The 14,140-nt window shown below is 69.8% G+C and carries 15 protein-coding genes and 2 pseudogenes; 11 read left to right on the top strand and 6 right to left on the bottom strand.

Annotation, left to right across the window (positions count from 1 at the left end; all coding sequences use genetic code 11):
• Window positions 1-415 precede the first annotated feature (415 nt).
• Together AB0A97_RS19595 and AB0A97_RS19600 are read left to right on the top strand one after the other, a co-directional pair.
• A complete protein-coding gene (locus AB0A97_RS19595; protein ID WP_361151293.1) occupies window positions 416-949 on the top strand; it encodes a DUF2975 domain-containing protein in 534 nt (177 codons plus the stop codon).
• The gene (locus AB0A97_RS19600) at window positions 949-1,185 is read left to right on the top strand and encodes a helix-turn-helix transcriptional regulator (protein ID WP_361151295.1); all 237 of its coding nucleotides are present in this window, start codon (window positions 949-951) and stop codon (window positions 1,183-1,185) included. The genes AB0A97_RS19595 and AB0A97_RS19600 overlap by 1 nt, the downstream gene beginning before the upstream one ends.
• A gap of 233 nt (window positions 1,186-1,418) precedes the next feature.
• Here AB0A97_RS19600 and AB0A97_RS19605 read toward each other — a convergent pair whose 3' ends face one another.
• Window positions 1,419-2,159 (bottom strand): GAF and ANTAR domain-containing protein, encoded by a 741-nt coding sequence (locus tag AB0A97_RS19605; RefSeq protein ID WP_361151297.1) that lies wholly within the window; start codon window positions 2,157-2,159, stop codon window positions 1,419-1,421.
• A 288-nt stretch (window positions 2,160-2,447) separates the two neighbouring features.
• On the opposite strand from AB0A97_RS19605, the gene AB0A97_RS19610 reads away from it, so the two are divergent.
• The 3 genes from AB0A97_RS19610 to AB0A97_RS19620 all read left to right on the top strand — a co-directional run bounded on the left by AB0A97_RS19610 (window position 2,448) and on the right by AB0A97_RS19620 (window position 4,675).
• Window positions 2,448-3,170, top strand: coding sequence for a GAF domain-containing protein (locus AB0A97_RS19610; protein WP_361151299.1), 723 nt, complete (start codon window positions 2,448-2,450; stop codon window positions 3,168-3,170).
• A 16-nt stretch (window positions 3,171-3,186) separates the two neighbouring features.
• Window positions 3,187-3,915: a GAF and ANTAR domain-containing protein gene (locus tag AB0A97_RS19615; protein ID WP_361151301.1), complete on the top strand. Its 729-nt coding sequence runs from the start codon at window positions 3,187-3,189 to the stop codon at window positions 3,913-3,915.
• Between the two features lie 70 nt (window positions 3,916-3,985).
• A complete protein-coding gene (locus AB0A97_RS19620; protein ID WP_361151303.1) occupies window positions 3,986-4,675 on the top strand; it encodes a GAF and ANTAR domain-containing protein in 690 nt (229 codons plus the stop codon).
• Between the two features lie 551 nt (window positions 4,676-5,226).
• On the opposite strand, the gene AB0A97_RS19625 is transcribed toward AB0A97_RS19620, so the two are convergent.
• Entirely contained in the window at window positions 5,227-5,580 is a 354-nt protein-coding gene (locus AB0A97_RS19625) for a hypothetical protein (protein WP_361151306.1), read from the bottom strand.
• A gap of 792 nt (window positions 5,581-6,372) precedes the next feature.
• On the opposite strand from AB0A97_RS19625, the pseudogene AB0A97_RS19630 reads away from it, so the two are divergent.
• From AB0A97_RS19630 to AB0A97_RS19645, 4 genes and pseudogenes are all read left to right on the top strand, one after another.
• A pseudogene (locus AB0A97_RS19630) lies at window positions 6,373-6,618 on the top strand (IS5/IS1182 family transposase); the annotation flags it as partial.
• A gap of 26 nt (window positions 6,619-6,644) precedes the next feature.
• A complete protein-coding gene (locus AB0A97_RS19635) occupies window positions 6,645-7,055 on the top strand; it encodes a YceI family protein (RefSeq protein WP_361151309.1) in 411 nt (136 codons plus the stop codon).
• A 536-nt stretch (window positions 7,056-7,591) separates the two neighbouring features.
• Window positions 7,592-7,789: a hypothetical protein gene (locus AB0A97_RS19640; RefSeq protein ID WP_361151311.1), complete on the top strand. Its 198-nt coding sequence runs from the start codon at window positions 7,592-7,594 to the stop codon at window positions 7,787-7,789.
• A gap of 810 nt (window positions 7,790-8,599) precedes the next feature.
• Window positions 8,600-8,821, top strand: a complete 222-nt coding sequence (locus AB0A97_RS19645; protein ID WP_361151313.1) for a helix-turn-helix domain-containing protein — start codon at window positions 8,600-8,602, stop codon at window positions 8,819-8,821.
• A gap of 230 nt (window positions 8,822-9,051) precedes the next feature.
• Here the strand turns inward: AB0A97_RS19645 and AB0A97_RS19650 are convergent, their stop codons facing one another.
• The 4 genes and pseudogenes from AB0A97_RS19650 to AB0A97_RS19665 form a co-directional block, all read right to left on the bottom strand.
• The gene (locus AB0A97_RS19650; protein WP_361151316.1) at window positions 9,052-9,543 is read right to left on the bottom strand and encodes a hypothetical protein; all 492 of its coding nucleotides are present in this window, start codon (window positions 9,541-9,543) and stop codon (window positions 9,052-9,054) included.
• A gap of 264 nt (window positions 9,544-9,807) precedes the next feature.
• A pseudogene (locus tag AB0A97_RS19655) lies at window positions 9,808-10,098 on the bottom strand (LysR substrate-binding domain-containing protein); the annotation flags it as partial.
• A 501-nt stretch (window positions 10,099-10,599) separates the two neighbouring features.
• The gene (locus AB0A97_RS19660) at window positions 10,600-10,923 is read right to left on the bottom strand and encodes a hypothetical protein (protein ID WP_361151319.1); all 324 of its coding nucleotides are present in this window, start codon (window positions 10,921-10,923) and stop codon (window positions 10,600-10,602) included.
• Window positions 10,924-10,956: 33 nt separating this feature from the next.
• The gene (locus AB0A97_RS19665; protein WP_361151321.1) at window positions 10,957-12,486 is read right to left on the bottom strand and encodes a UDP-N-acetylglucosamine 1-carboxyvinyltransferase; all 1,530 of its coding nucleotides are present in this window, start codon (window positions 12,484-12,486) and stop codon (window positions 10,957-10,959) included.
• A gap of 157 nt (window positions 12,487-12,643) precedes the next feature.
• Here AB0A97_RS19665 and AB0A97_RS19670 point away from each other — a divergent pair, with 157 nt between their 5' ends.
• Together AB0A97_RS19670 and AB0A97_RS19675 are read left to right on the top strand one after the other, a co-directional pair.
• The gene (locus tag AB0A97_RS19670; protein ID WP_361151324.1) at window positions 12,644-13,678 is read left to right on the top strand and encodes a DUF1648 domain-containing protein; all 1,035 of its coding nucleotides are present in this window, start codon (window positions 12,644-12,646) and stop codon (window positions 13,676-13,678) included.
• Between the two features lies 1 nt (window position 13,679).
• Entirely contained in the window at window positions 13,680-14,039 is a 360-nt protein-coding gene (locus AB0A97_RS19675) for a GntR family transcriptional regulator (RefSeq protein WP_361151326.1), read from the top strand.
• Window positions 14,040-14,140 lie beyond the last annotated feature (101 nt).

A 14,140-nucleotide genomic window follows, 5' to 3' on the forward strand; every position in this document is an offset into this window, starting at 1 on the left:
TGGCCGCCGACGCGGGCTACGGCTACTGCAAGGAGGCGGCGCCACGGGTGGGAACCGGTCGGCGTCTTCCATGCCGGGGTCACCGCCCGACTGGCCGAGGGGCTGGCCGTCCTCGCTGACCCTGGTGGCGGAAAGACCATCCTCGCCGTACTCGTCGCAACCTGGGTCCCGCGCTCCAGGGGCCGTCACGCCGGTTGCGGGGGACGAGGCGGGAGCCGGGTGGGGTGGACGCGTATCCGGCCTGCGTGCGCGTCAGTCGGTCGTTCTGCCTGCCGGGTCCGTGTCGTCGGCAGCCAGGAACTTGTCGAATATCGATATGCTCCCCTAGTGTTCTACCTATCGAAAGTCGATAGGTAGGGGTGCGATGAACACGCGACTGACGAGGACTCTGGCTTCGGGGACCTTTGTGTTGGCGGTGCTTTGGGGACTTGTCTTCCTCGGCACGGGGGTGACACACCTGCTCGACGACGGGGCGGTCTGTGTGCAGACGGGCTTCTGGGCCAATGCCTCACTGGACGGCAGCCTGCCGATCAGCGAAGGCGTGAAGGCGTCCAGCAGCGCCACGCGATTGTGCCAGAGCAGCCCCTCCGCAGTTCAGCGCGCCGCCGACCTCGGCAGGCAACTGCCCTGGCCGCTGTTCGCGTCCGTCGCGCTGCTGCTCTTCTCCCGGCTGCTGAAGTCCGTCCTGGGGCAGGGGCCGTTCACTCACACGGTGTCGCAGCGTCTCTCCGCGCTCGGCTGGTTCGTCACCGGGGGCACCTTGCTGGCCGGGCTCGTCGCCGGCTGGTCGGAGTCCTGGCTCGTCGGGAGCATGGCGCCGATCGTGGGTTCCGGGCCGACCGTCTCCGGGCCGCTGGTGCTCGTCCTGGCCGGTCTCGCCGCAGTGATCATGGGGAAGATCATGCGTGAGGGCGTGCGCATGCGAGAGGACCTCGAAGGGACCATCTGATGCCCGATGAGGAACTCCAGGCGATCCGGATCCACCTCGACCGCGTTCTCGTCCAGCGCGGTATGACACTGACCCAACTGTCCGAGCAGGTGGGCATCACCGTCGTCAACCTGTCCGTATTGAAGAACGGGCGGGCCAAGGCGATCCGTTTCTCGACCCTGGCGAGGATCTGCGAGGTCCTGCGGTGTCAGCCGGGAGACCTGATCACCTACGACGACTCCGCCGGATCCGCCTAGAAGACCACGCGAGCGGACGGGCTGCTCCACGGGATGCGCGGCGGGGGCGCGACTGCCGCCCGGACCCACGTCGGGCCCGTCCTGGTCGACGATCGCCGGACGGTTCGTCGTCATCAGCCGCTGACGACCTGCGTCCCCGGCCGGGTCCCGGGTCCGCGGCAAGCTGTCGCCCGCCGAGGCTGTGTCCTCCGCGCTCCCATGAGCTTGGGTGTGGTCGCCGGGGATGTGGAGGGTCAGTGGTGTCCGGGGGCGGGCGGGCGGGGCAGGTCGGGCAGGGTCAGACCGTCGTGCACGATGGCCCGGGCGAGGTCGGTCAGGCTGATGTCGTGGGTGTGGGCGTGAGCGCGCAGCAGGGCCAGGGCCTGGTCGATGGTGACGGAGTGGCGGTAGCTGATCTTGCCGATGGCCTGGTGGATCACCGCGTCGGACGGCAGGAACCAGGCATCGGTGGTGTCGTCCTCGGCCGAGGCGAGGGCGGTCAGCAGGAGCAGGTCGGCGGCGTGGGCGTGGGTATGGGCGGTGTCCCGCTGTGCGTCGGACAGCGGGCCGGGCCGGTTGCGGTAGACGGTCAGGATGAGCCCGGCCCGGCCGGTGCCGGGGAGGCCGTGCAGGACCGGGAAGGCGAAGACCGCCTGGATGCCGCAGGCGAGGGCGCGTTCGGCGTAGACGGGCCACCGGCGGGCGGTGTCGGTGTGGTGCAGGTCGGCGACGAGGACGGGGGGGTGCTGGTCCAGGGCCTGGATGCACGGGCCTTCCCCGAGGTCGAGCTGAAGGGCTTCGCCCGGGGCGGCCAGGGGCCCGGCGGCCGCCAGGGTCACCCGCTGGGCCTGTGCGGCGTTCACGGCCAGGGCCAGCCCCACCGAGCAGGACCGGTCGAGCGCGGTGCGGCACGCCGTGACGAGGCTGCGGGCCGGGGCCGGTTCGTTCAGGTGGCGGGCGGCGAGGACGACGGCTTCGGCCCGGGGAACTGTCACGGCAGGCTCGCTACCGACGGAGGGCTCCATGCCCTGTGTGCGCGCATTGTGGTGACCCGATCTGTGGGCATTCACCGATGCCGCCCGGACGGGTCTGGGCCAGGTGTCGTGCAGACAACCCGAAACTATCCGTTCGGGCGGCCTCGCCTCCCCAGCTTACGCCCGTCGTGCGCCCTGGGGGCGGGAAGCCGCGCCGCATTCCGCGCGCCGTCGGGCGGTGGTTGTGCGGGCGGCGGAAACACTAAGCTGGAGGAGCCGTGGACCGGAACGGTACGGGAGGTGACGGGCATGGCATCCAAGGGCGACTTGGCTGCTGTGCTGGGGGACCTTCGCGCCTCGTCCGGTGGAGAAGAGCTGATCGGCGTAGACGCGGTCCGGTGCGCGCAGGTGCTCGGAGTCGACGGCGTCGCCGTCTCGGTGCCGGTGACCGGCGAACTGGGGGAGCTGGTGTGGTCCACCGCTGGGACCAGCGCCCGGCTGGAGGACCTGCAGTACACCCTCGGCCAGGGCCCTGCTCTGGAGGCGGCCGTCATGTGCGCGCCGGTGGCCGAGCCCGACCTGGCGCACGTCGCGGCCGGCCGGTGGCCGGCGCTGCTGCCCGAGGCCATCGAGCTGGGCGTGGGGGCGGTGTTCTGTTTCCCGCTGCTGCTCGGCGGGGCCTGTCTGGGCACGCTGACCCTGCAGCGTACGGCCCCGGGCCCGCTGAGGGAGACGGAGCGGGCCGATGCTTGGCTGGTGGCGGGGGCGCTGACCGCCGTACTGGCGGACGGCGGTCAGCAGTGGGCCGTCGCCGACACCAGAGACGATTCGGTGCTGTACCGGGCGGCGGTGCATCAGGCAGCCGGGATGGTCAGCGTGCAGGCGAAGACCACCTTGGCCCAGGCGCTGATGCGGCTGCGGGCCTACGCCTTCGCCCGTGGCCGGACGGTGGTGGAGGTCGCCGAGGACGTGGTGGCCCGGCGGGTGCACTTCCGCAATGATCAGGACGGGCCGGGCGCGTCCGACCGGTGAAGGGATGAAAAGAGTCATGAATCGAGAGGAACGCCTGCTGGCAGCCGTTCTCGATGCCGTCGATACGCTGGTCGACGACTTCGACCTGATCGAATTCCTGCACACGTTGTGCGACCGCTGCACCGAGCTGCTCGACGTGTCGGCGGTCGGCGTCATGCTCGCCGACCCGGGCGGCCGGCTGCAGTTGATCGCCGCCTCGGACGAGCACGCCCGCCTGCTGGAACTCTTCGCGCTGCAGCACGAGGAGGGGCCGTGCGTGGAATGCCACCGCGACCACGTCGCCCGGCTCAACGTCGATCTCGCCTCGCCCGAACAGACCGACAGCTTCCCGCAGTTCGCCGAGCAGGCCCGCCAGGCCGGTTTCGCCGTCAGCCACGCGCTGCCGATGCGCCTGCGCGAGCGGTCCGTCGGAGCGATGAACCTCTTCCACACCCGCCGGCAGGACCTGTCCCGTGCCGACGCGCGTGTGGCGCAGGCGCTGGCGGACGTGGCGACCATCGCCATCCTGCAACACCGCACCATCGCCCACGGCAACCAGGAACGGGCCCAGTTGCAGGCCGCCCTGTCCAGCCGCATCGTCATCGAACAGGCCAAGGGCATCCTCGCCGAACGCTGGGACACCAACCTCGACGACGCCTTCGACGCGCTGCGCCGGCACGCCCGCAGGAACCACCTGCGGCTGTCCGATCTGTGCCGCCAGGTGACCACCGCAGACATCGACACCGGCGAGATCCCGCCGCCCTGACCGGCACGCGCCAGGCCGCACAGCCCTGCCGGTGCGGCAGCCCGCCATCCCCGACCCGTTGGGATGCCCTATGCATGACGACGACCACAGTTACGTCTGGCACCGCATCACCGCCACCGCCGGCGGCGACGTCACCTTGGCGGCGGCCTGTCAGGCGTGCGCCGCCGACGTGAACGCCGACTGCCTGGGCATCACCCTGGTCGTCGCCGACGACCTGCGCATGCTGGGCCATGCCAGCGACGAACGCGCCAAACTCATGGAGGACGCCCAGCTCGTCTCCGGAGAAGGCCCCTGCACCGACGCCTACGTCACCGGCACCCTCGTCGAAGAAGCCGACCTGCACCACGCCTTCGAACGGTGGCCCGCCTTCACCCAGACCGCGGCCGAACAGCACATGCGCAGCGTCACCGCACTTCCCCTGGTCATCGGCGCGCTGCGCTTCGGCGCCGTCGACTTCTACCGCACCGCCCCCGGCCTTCTGAGCCCGGCCGAGAAGACCCGCGCCCTCGCCTACGCCCGCATCCTGTCCCTGCTCACCCTCGACGAGCACCCCCACCTGCTGACCGCCGAATTCCGCCTCCCCCGGCCCGGCCCGCAGGGCTACCCCGCCAGTGTCCACGTGGCCGCCGGCATCCTCGCCGAGAAGCACCGCCTCAGCACCGACGACGCCCTGGCCCGCCTGCGGGCCCACGCCTTCCGCCACAACCAGCCCCTCCTGCAGACCGCCGACCACGTCCTGGCCAACCACACCCTCGACTGAAACGGGCATGCGCGCCGCGGGCGATGCCGGCCCTCCGGGAAGCACAGAGGGGTGAGGCGGACGCCGTGTGCCCGTCGAGGTGGAGCACCTGCACCGCGACGCTGGGCCGAGGTGACATCTCCGGCAGATGCCGCAACCGGCCGATCGTGGCCGCCGGACTCGCACGGCTTCCGCCGCTGCACAGCGTCATCGGCCAAGTGGTGATGCTTCCTCCGCACGGGGCACGTCCGCCGGCTCCAGGAATGCCCGCGGACGACGAGGGGACGCCGCAGCAGCGGGTGTTCGGCGCGGCGTCGATGGAGCGCCCGGCGCTGGCGGGGCGGCGCGACCTGCTGTATCCGGTCTGGCGGGACGAACGCGATCAGGCGTTGTGGTGGGCGGTGAGGGACGGACACGGCTGGAGCGGTCCGCGCGCGGTGCCCGGCGCCCGCTCCAGCCATGCCCCCGCACTCGTGGCCGGCCTCCACGGACTGCACCTGTACTGGAACGGACCAGACGCGGACGAACGCCTCTTCCACGCCGCCTTCGACGGGGGGCTCCGGGCCCCCGGCTCACACGCTGTTCGGCGGCTGGCCCATGTTCGGCGGCTGGCCCATGACCTCCTCCCGCCCCAGCGCCACCACCACCCACACCCGCCGCGTATGGCTGACCTTCACCGGCGCCGGGCAGGACCGGGCGATCCGCCTGTGCCCCCCACCCGACGGCGCGACGTGGAGCCACCGCAACGTCCAGCGGGCGCCGGCCACGGCGGTCAGCTCCTGGCCCTCGGCGGTCGGCCGGACCGGGGCCGGGCGCGGCGACCGTCTGCTGCTGGCCTGGCCCGACCACGACGGCGCCGTGTGGTGCGCGTTCTCCGAGTACGCCGCCCGCCGGTGGTCGCAGCCGGCCCTCGTCCCCGCCCGCACGCTCCGCGGGACCGCCTGCACCGCCTGGTACGCGGTGGACGCCCACGCCGCCTGGGGCGTGGCGCCGGGCGACGAGTACGGAACCAGCCTTCGAGCTGACCGTAGCGGTCGAGGGGAAGCGCCGTGCGCTGGCTGGAGGCCCCCAAGGGTGGTGGTCGTTGACCGGCTAACAAACAACTTCCCGCCCTGGCCGGAAGGGGACGGCTCCGACCAGGGCGGGGTGCCAACCTCCCGGCGGGGCCGCCTGATGGGGGCGAGTTGTTGTTCCGCGGGGTCGGCCGACTTTCAGAGCAGGTCCAGAGCCGGCGGGTCTCCCTGGTCGCAGTTAGGGGCTGTCCCGTCTCCGCTATTGAGGACGTCCGGGACGCCCGTCCCGGTAAGACCTGGCGCCACAGCGGTATTTTCCACGTCCTGGGCGCATTCGGCGCTGGGGCCGGGGTCGTTGGCCACTTCTTGGGCGTCGGCCAGCCCAGTACTACCGAGTACGGCAGTGGAGGCGAGCGCTGCTGCGGCGAGAGCGGTACCCAGACGCATAATGTCTCTCCAGGTCAAGGGGTGGCTACTGCAATCAGGCTGGCAACGCCCGACCACGGACGCACCTTGGCTTCCGCCGTTTGGGCAGGACCTCACCGCAGCATGGCGAGGCCCCTCCGCTGTACGCGGAAATGCGGCCACATCCCGTGATGAGTTCCGGCTCTGCACGCTGTTCCGGCCCTGTCTCATCCTCGGGAACAAGGCCAGACTGTCCTTGGCCACTGAAGTTGACCGGTGGCCGGTGACTCGCCGAGTTCCGGGGCCGCGACCATGTACCGCTGCATACGTGAAGCCGTCGAGGCCCTGACCGCCCTCGCTCCGTCCCTGGCCGAGGCGGTGAAGACGATTTGGGCGAAGGCGTTCGTCATCCTCGACGGCATTTTGCTGCCGATCGACCGCATTGCCGCCACCACCCCGTGCTACTCCGGGAAAGATAAACGCCACGGCATGAACGTCCAGGTCCTCACCGATTCCTTCGGGCCGCGCGTCACATCGGCCTCGCCCATGTCCACGGCAGATTCAACAGCTTCGTGGGTGCGATCTGGATGGGCGAGCGAGTGGAGGACTGCGCCCTGCACGTCGTAATCGACGCGTACTCCATCGACACCGCAGTCAAGATGTGCGACGACCATGTGCGCTCAAGTGACTTCCTGGACGTAGCGCGGTTTCCGACGATGGAGCACAAGAGCGGCAATCGCCGGGCGATATCCGGTGGGTGGGCTGACTCTGCACGGTGTGACGCGGACGGTCACGCTCGATACCGAGTACCTCGGAGTGGGCCACGGGCTGGGGGCGAGAACCGCGCGGCTTGCCGCGCTACCACCGAGCTGCCCAGCGCCGACTTCACGGTCACCTGGCCGAAGATGCTCGCGCGCGGCATCGCGGCCGTCGGGCACAGAATCATGGTCGACCTCGACATCCAGGCCATCCTCAAGAGCTGACCACCTCCAGCGCGTTCCCGCGTCCACCAGCAACTCGACACACCATCTGCCGTCGGAGGCGGGGGCGGCACATACCTCTGTCGTATGACGTCGATTCAGCCTGTGTGCTGATCACACGGGCGGCCTGAGTTCGTAATGTCGGACACACCTCTGTTACGGCGCCCCCGAGGCGGGGCTGCGGTGCAAGGGGGCGCGGCAAGAGACGAGAGCAAGGACGTTGATATGTTGCGCAGACCTCGTAAAAAGGTGCTTCTCACCGTTTCCGCAGCAGCCGTCGCGGGAACGGTTGCGGCCGCCGTCGTGGCCCCCTCGACCCAGGCCGGTGAGCCCACCGGCCGAGTGGGAGCGGAGAGCGCCGGCGACCGGCTCTTTCCGAAGCTCGGCGATGGCGGGTACGACGCTGACGCTGTACGAGCACGATGCGAAGGAGCGCCAAGAGAGCGGCCCGGCCGGCAAACTCACGTCCCCCTCCGCAGTGATGTTCCGTACAAACGCTCCGGGCGCGCTGATGCTCCACGGTCTGCGCAACCAGGTCGGTGACTCGACGTTCCGCTCGCATCGAGCAGAGCTTTTTCGACCGGTACCGCGACAAGGCGACGTCGACCCAGGATTACATCGACGTCGCCGACAAGGTCTCAGGCCGCGACCTCGCACCGTATGTCAAGAGCTGGCTGTACGACGCCAAGACTCCGCCCATGCCCGGGCACCCGGACTGGAAGTCCAAGCCATGGTGATGGCGAGCGCTTCTGAGCTCATCGTCCGCGAACCCGTCTTGACGGCCTCGGCCGGCTGATCCCGCGGGAAACCAGACCGGATCACCTGCCGACCGACCCGCCTCCACATCATGGCCGCACCCCGAGTGCCTTGGCGGCAAATCCTGGCCCGATCAGGAACAGTGCGAGAGGCACTGCGAGCACCAGGCGAACTGCACGGTCGCCCTTCGCGACAGACAGCCTGCACTCTGTGCCCTCACGCACACTCGCATCAGCGGAAATGATCATGCCGCCCGATTCTCCGCCTGTCGCGGGCAGCGGCGTTCATATCCGGCAACCTGCACAAGGGAGATATCGTTAGCGCAACCGAGAAGGCCGAGGTCGAGCAGCTCACAGGCGCCGTCAAGAAGGAGATCGGGCGCGCAGCGGGAAACGCTCAGACGGCGGCCGAGGGCGCAGGCGCCAAGGTGAAGGGAAACCTCCGGGAAGTCAAGGAAAAGATCAAGCACGCCTTCCGGGGCTGAATGTCCTATCGGTATGATACCGCCGGGGTAACAGCATGCCCAGGCTGCTGCCCCGGCCTCGCATCCTTGGTTCACCAAGCCCCGCCTGCGTACGGCCGGACAGGCGGGCCGACATACCGCCCCCTTTCGGCCTGCCTGCTCGCTCGGAATGCGCGAGCCGGACCGCGGGGGGCGACCCCTCCAATTCCGCAGGCCAATGCAGCGCCATGACGGCAAACGATGTCCTACGGACCGCGCCGAATGGGTGACCAGGAAGGCCGGGAGGCGAAATAATGACAGTACAGAGCACACTTTCCAGGAGGCACAGGTGGTCGAGACTCTGAAGAAGAGCAGCTGGGTGACCGGCGCCGCGCGCGAGAAGCTCGCGGCAGACCTGAAGAAGAAGTACGACTCCGGAGCGAGCATCCGGGCGCTGGCCGAAGAGACCGGCCGCTCCTACGGATTCGTGCACCGGATGCTCAGCGAATCCGGTGTGACCCTGCGTGGCCGTGGCGGAGCCACCAGGGGCAAAAAGGCCGCCTCGGCCTGACCGACGGGGCCGCTCGCCTGGACCCCGTCGCCCAGCAGAGCAGCCGGAGAGCCTTCGACAGCGCGCCTTCGTGCCGACAGGCCGTCGAGGTATGGACCGGTCAGGCGGCGGCTGAGGGCCTGGGCTGCCTGGAGATCAGGGCAGGCAGCGTGACACCGCCACCCTGCGCAACGACCACCGCCCCGTTGCGGACACCTTCTCCGGGTGCGCCAGGAAGCTCGGTCCGGGCGTTACCGCTGCTCAGCGCGACGGCGCAGGATCGCGTCGTACACGTCTTGGTCGATGTAGCCGTATTCCAGTGCGCCGCGCACCTCGTCGAAGGCGCCCGGTACCGGCAGCGCGGCCCCGCCGTCGGGCAGTCCCACAGGGAGCGCGCGCGGGGCGTAGGGCCAGGTGGCCAGCGCCTGGACAAGGGTGTCCCGGTCGATCTCGCCGGCGGCGTAGCGCATGGCGATGCCCAGCGGGCTGCGGCCGACGCGCCCTTCCACGAGAGGCGGAAGCGCCCGGGCCTTGGCGATCAGGGCGCCGACGGCGACATGGGAGATGTCCATCTTCGCGGCGATGGCGCGGTGAGAGGCGCCGGCGTCGGCCGCGGCCAGGGCCGCCAAGGCGGTGCGTTCGTGGGCGAGCGCGGCGCGGGCCTTGTTGCCGATGCGCACCGCCAGTTCGGTGTCGCGGGCCCGGCCGACCGCTTCAAGGGCCTGCTGAGGGACCGGATTCATGACACTACCTCCTTGGTAACCTTTACTTACCAGGGCTGGTAAGTAAAGGTTACCAAACGGGCAGACCACAGCGCCCGGCCAGTGCGCGCAAGCGTCCCTGCGCGGGTTCAAGCGTCCCTGCGCGGGTTTTCGGCTCGTCCTTTCCGTCTGTTCAGCCCCTGTGTCTGCTCGGATCCTTCTCGCCACAAGGCATCGGATCTGTCGGAGCATGGCTGATCCCCGGCGCCTCGCTGAAGACGCGGCCTGCGGGGGGCGACGAAGATCTCATCGTTGTCTTTTCCTTCGTGCAGGCAGGTTTGCGCGTCGCCTTTCGGCTTGGCGTACAAGGGTGCTGTGCAGGTCGTGCGCGGCTGTGCGTGCCGTGTGTGCGTGACGTCGCTGGAGCATGACGCGGAATCCGGTGTTGTCGTCGGCGAGGGGGCGGTAGGTGATGGTGCCGCTTCGTTCCAGTGGATCGTCGTGCACGCTGTAGTCAGGTAGGACGGCGGCGCCGAGCCCTTCTGCGACCATGAGTTTGCCCATTTCGGCGCCGTCGGCCGAGTAAGAGAAGGGTGGTCTGCTGCCGCAGATCTTGTGGGTCGCCGTGGATCTTTGAACGGAGGGCATACCGCGTGGGGCGACTCGCTCGAACGGAGGAGTGGCCTGCCGCCATCTCTGTCGCCCGGACTCTGGTTCGTACAGCTTTGATTGGCCCAGACGCGACCGGCTGAGCAAGAGCGGACGCGCGGTTGACGCCGTGTCCCAGGTTCCGCCGCGCAGGTGCACGCACCCTCACCGAGCGGGTATACGCGGTGAAGTGACGGGCCGTCAGGATGTCATTGGCCAGATGCGGAACACGGCCGCGGTGGGTGGGCGCCGGGGTGCCCGGTGGTGAAGCGCGAGTTCGGGGCCGTCGGAGGTGGTGAGCGAGAGAGCCGTACGGCCCTGGGAACGTGCTGTCGCCGCGCTCATCGGGCCGCACCGGCCCCGGTCGATACGGGGACGAGCGTCAACCCCGGTTCCGTGGTGGTCGTGAGCAGCCCCTGCTCTGCCAGGTGGTCGAGTATGTCCCGGCCGCTACAGCCAGTGGTGTTCGACGCGACGCAGGGCGGTGCCGATGTCCCTGGCGAAGGACTCCAGGCCGGCCGAGCCGAGGTCGGCGACTCCCCCGACGACCACGTGATGGCGCGGCGGGGCGTCCCGTACGGGAACGCAGGTGAACAGCGGGCGCCCGCACAGACCGCGGGCAGGGCGGTCGCGACGGCCTCGTGGCCCCGACTCTCGGTGAGCTTCTCGCCGGTAAAGGAAGAGCGGAAGCCGGCCCCGGCCGGTGAACTCCAAGCGCGGGGTGGCGCCGTAGTACCAGAGGAGCCGCCGCACCCCCTCCTGACCCGCATACATGCAGGTCAGGCAGGGCGCGGCGGCACCGTCCCGTCAGATGTCGCGGAAGATCTCGATCTGCGCCCCGATCGAGTTCAGCCGCTCCGCCAGATCCTCGTAACCCCGGTTGATGACATAGACGTTGCGCAGGACGGACGTGCCTTCCGCCGCCATCATCGCCAGCAGGATGACGACCGCGGGGCGCAGGGCCGGCGGGCACATCATTTCGGCGGAGCGCCAGCGGGTGGGGCCGTCGACGAGGACGCGGTGCGGGTCGAGGAGTTTGACCTGGGCGCCGAGGCGGTTGAGGTCGGTGAGGTAGATGGCGCGGTTGTCGTAGACCCAGTCGTGGATCAGGGTCTGGCCCTGGGCGCTGGCCGCGATGGCCGCGAAGAACGGGACGTTGTCGATGTTCAGGCCGGGGAACGGCATGGGGTGGATCTTGTCCAGGGGGGCCTGGAGCTTGGAGGGGCGGACCGTCAGGTCGATCAGGCGGGTGCGGCCGTTGTCGGCGGCGTACTCCGCGCTGCGTTCGTGGTTGAGGCCCATCTCCTCCAGGACGGCGAGTTCGATCTCCAGGAACTCGACCGGGACGCGGCGGATCGTCAGTTCGGACTCGGTGACGACGGCTGCCGCCAGCAGGCTCATCGCCTCGACGGGGTCCTCGGACGGGGCGTAGTCCACGTCGCGGTCGATGCGCGCGACGCCGTGCACGGTCAGCGTGGTGGTGCCGACGCCCTCGACCCGTACGCCCAGTTCCTCCAGGAAGAAGCACAGATCCTGGACCATGTAGTTGGAGGAGGCGTTGCGGATGACGGTGACGCCGTCGTGGCGGGCCGCGGCCAGCAGCGCGTTCTCGGTGACGGTGTCCCCGCGCTCGGTCAGCACGATCGCGCGCCCGGGGGAGATGGAGCGGTCCACGTCCGCGTGGTAGGTGCCTTCGGTGGCGGTGATCTCCAGGCCGAAGTGGCGCAGCGCCGTCATGTGCGGCGTGATCGTCCGCGTGCCGAGGTCGCAGCCGCCCGCGTACGGGATCTTGAAGTGGTCCATGCGGTGCAGCAGCGGACCGAGGAACATGATGACGCTACGGGTGCGGCGCGCCGCCTCCGTGTCCATGGCGTCCAGGTCGAGTTCGGCCGGCGGCACGATCTCCAGGTCGTTGCCGTCGTTGATCCAGCGGGTGCGGACGCCGATGCTGCCCAGCACCTCCAGGATCCGGTAGACCTCCTCGATGCGGGCCACCCTGCGCAGCGTGGTGCGGCCCGCGTTGAGGAGCGTGGCGCACAGCAGCGCCACGCACGCGTTCTTGCTCGTCTTGACGTCGATGCTTCCGGACAGGCGCCGGCCACCGACGACGCGAAGGTGCATGGGTCCCGCATACCCGAGCGAGACGATTTCACTGTCCAGGGCCTCGCCGATCCTCGCGATCATCTCAAGGCTGATGTTCTGGTTACCGCGTTCGATGCGGTTGACCGCGCTCTGGCTCGTGCCGAGCGCCTCCGCGAGCTGCGTCTGGGTCCAGCCCCGATGCTGCCGCGCGTCGCGGATGAGCCTGCCGATACGTACGAGGTAGTCGTCTGCCATGAGCAAGACGGTATCTCAGATATGAGATCGGCGAACAGTCGGGTGGGGGTAGGGCGTGTTGTGCCGGTCCGGTTTCGGCGGGGTGGCTCCATGACCGGCTGATCTGTGACGGGCTTATAGTTGTTCTATTACTAGGCAAACAATGATGGGGGTGCTCATGAATGCCGTGCATGCCGGATCCGCCGTCGGGCCGCCCGATGCGCGTCGCCCCGGGCGGGCGCTGATCGCCGTACTGCCGTTCCTCCTCGCCTTCGCGACCGTCACCACGGTCTTCTGGACGCTGCGCGACCGGCTGCCCGACCCGCTGGCCGTGCACTTCAGCGCCGACGGCACCGGTGACGGTGCGGCCGCCGCCTCCGATTTCCTCATGACGTGGTCGGTGACGCCACTCGTCTTCGGTGTCGTCATCGGCGTACTGGTGCTCTACAACGGAGCGGCGGGCGCCCTGCGCTGGGCGATCGGTGTCGGCTACGCACTGGCGGGCCTGTTCGGCTGTCTGGGGGTGTCGAGCCTGCTGGCGAACGCGGACGCCGGTGACGCGTCGGCGGTCCGGCTTCCTCTGGAGCATCTGGGTGTGGCCCTGGGAGTGGCGGTACTCAGCGGCGGGGTGGGGTGGCTGTGCGCCGGACCCGACCGGGTACGGGCGGACAAGGTGGCCGGGCCGTCACGGAGCACGCCGCCCCTCACCCTCGCGGACGGAGAGCGGGCGAGCTGGTCGCGGACCGTCGGTTCGCCCGCCCTGCTCGCCCTCGGCCCCGGGCTCCTCGTCGCCGGTGTGTTCATCGGCATCTCGGGGAGCTGGGCCGGGGCGGCCGCCTTCGCCGTCGCGTGTCTGCTCTGTGTCGCGTTCGCGGGTGTACGGGTCACCGTCGACCACCATGGTCTGACCGTCGCCTCGCCCGTGGTACCGCGTCCCCGTCTGCGTATTCCCCTCGCCCGTGTGGCCGAAGCGGGTGTCCAGCGGATCAACCCACTGATCGACTTCGGCGGCTGGGGGTACCGGATGCGGTCCGGGCGCAGCGGCATCGTGCTGCGTGCCGGCGAGGCGCTGGCGCTGCGGCTGACGAACGGCCGCGCGTTCGTGGTGACCGTCGACGACGCGGCCACCGCGGCGGCACTCCTGAACGGGCTCGCGGCCCGGACCCCCGCGACCGGCGCCGGCCCCGCGACCGGCCCCGGCCAAGGAGGCTGATGTGCTCTTCCGTGTCGACCACACCTCCCCGGTCCCGCTCGGTGACCAGATCGCCGCCTCGGTACGCGGCGCGCTCGCCGAAGGCTCCGTGAAGTCCGGCGAACGGCTGCCCGCGGCCCGTGCGGTCGCCGAGTCCCTGGGCGTCAACGTCCATACGGTGCTGCGCGGTTACCAGCGGCTGAAGGACGAGGGCCTGATCGAACTCCGCCGCGGCCGTGGCGCCGTGGTGACCGGCGACGCCTCCCCGGCCCGCGTACGCCTCACCGAACAGGTGGGCCAACTGGTGGCCGAGGCCCGCACCCTCGGCCTCACGGACGACGAAGTCGTGACGCTGGTCCGGACGAGGCTGTCGACGAGGTAGGGGAGGGGCCGCGGCGCTCCGTCCCGTGACGGCCGCGGGTGACGCAGTTCACTCGGGCCCGCTGTCACAGATGCGTGGCCCGGAGCCGTCCCGTGTGTGAA

Source organism: Streptomyces sp. NPDC045470 (assembly GCF_040646595.1).
Taxonomy (GTDB): Bacteria; Actinomycetota; Actinomycetes; order Streptomycetales; family Streptomycetaceae; genus Streptomyces.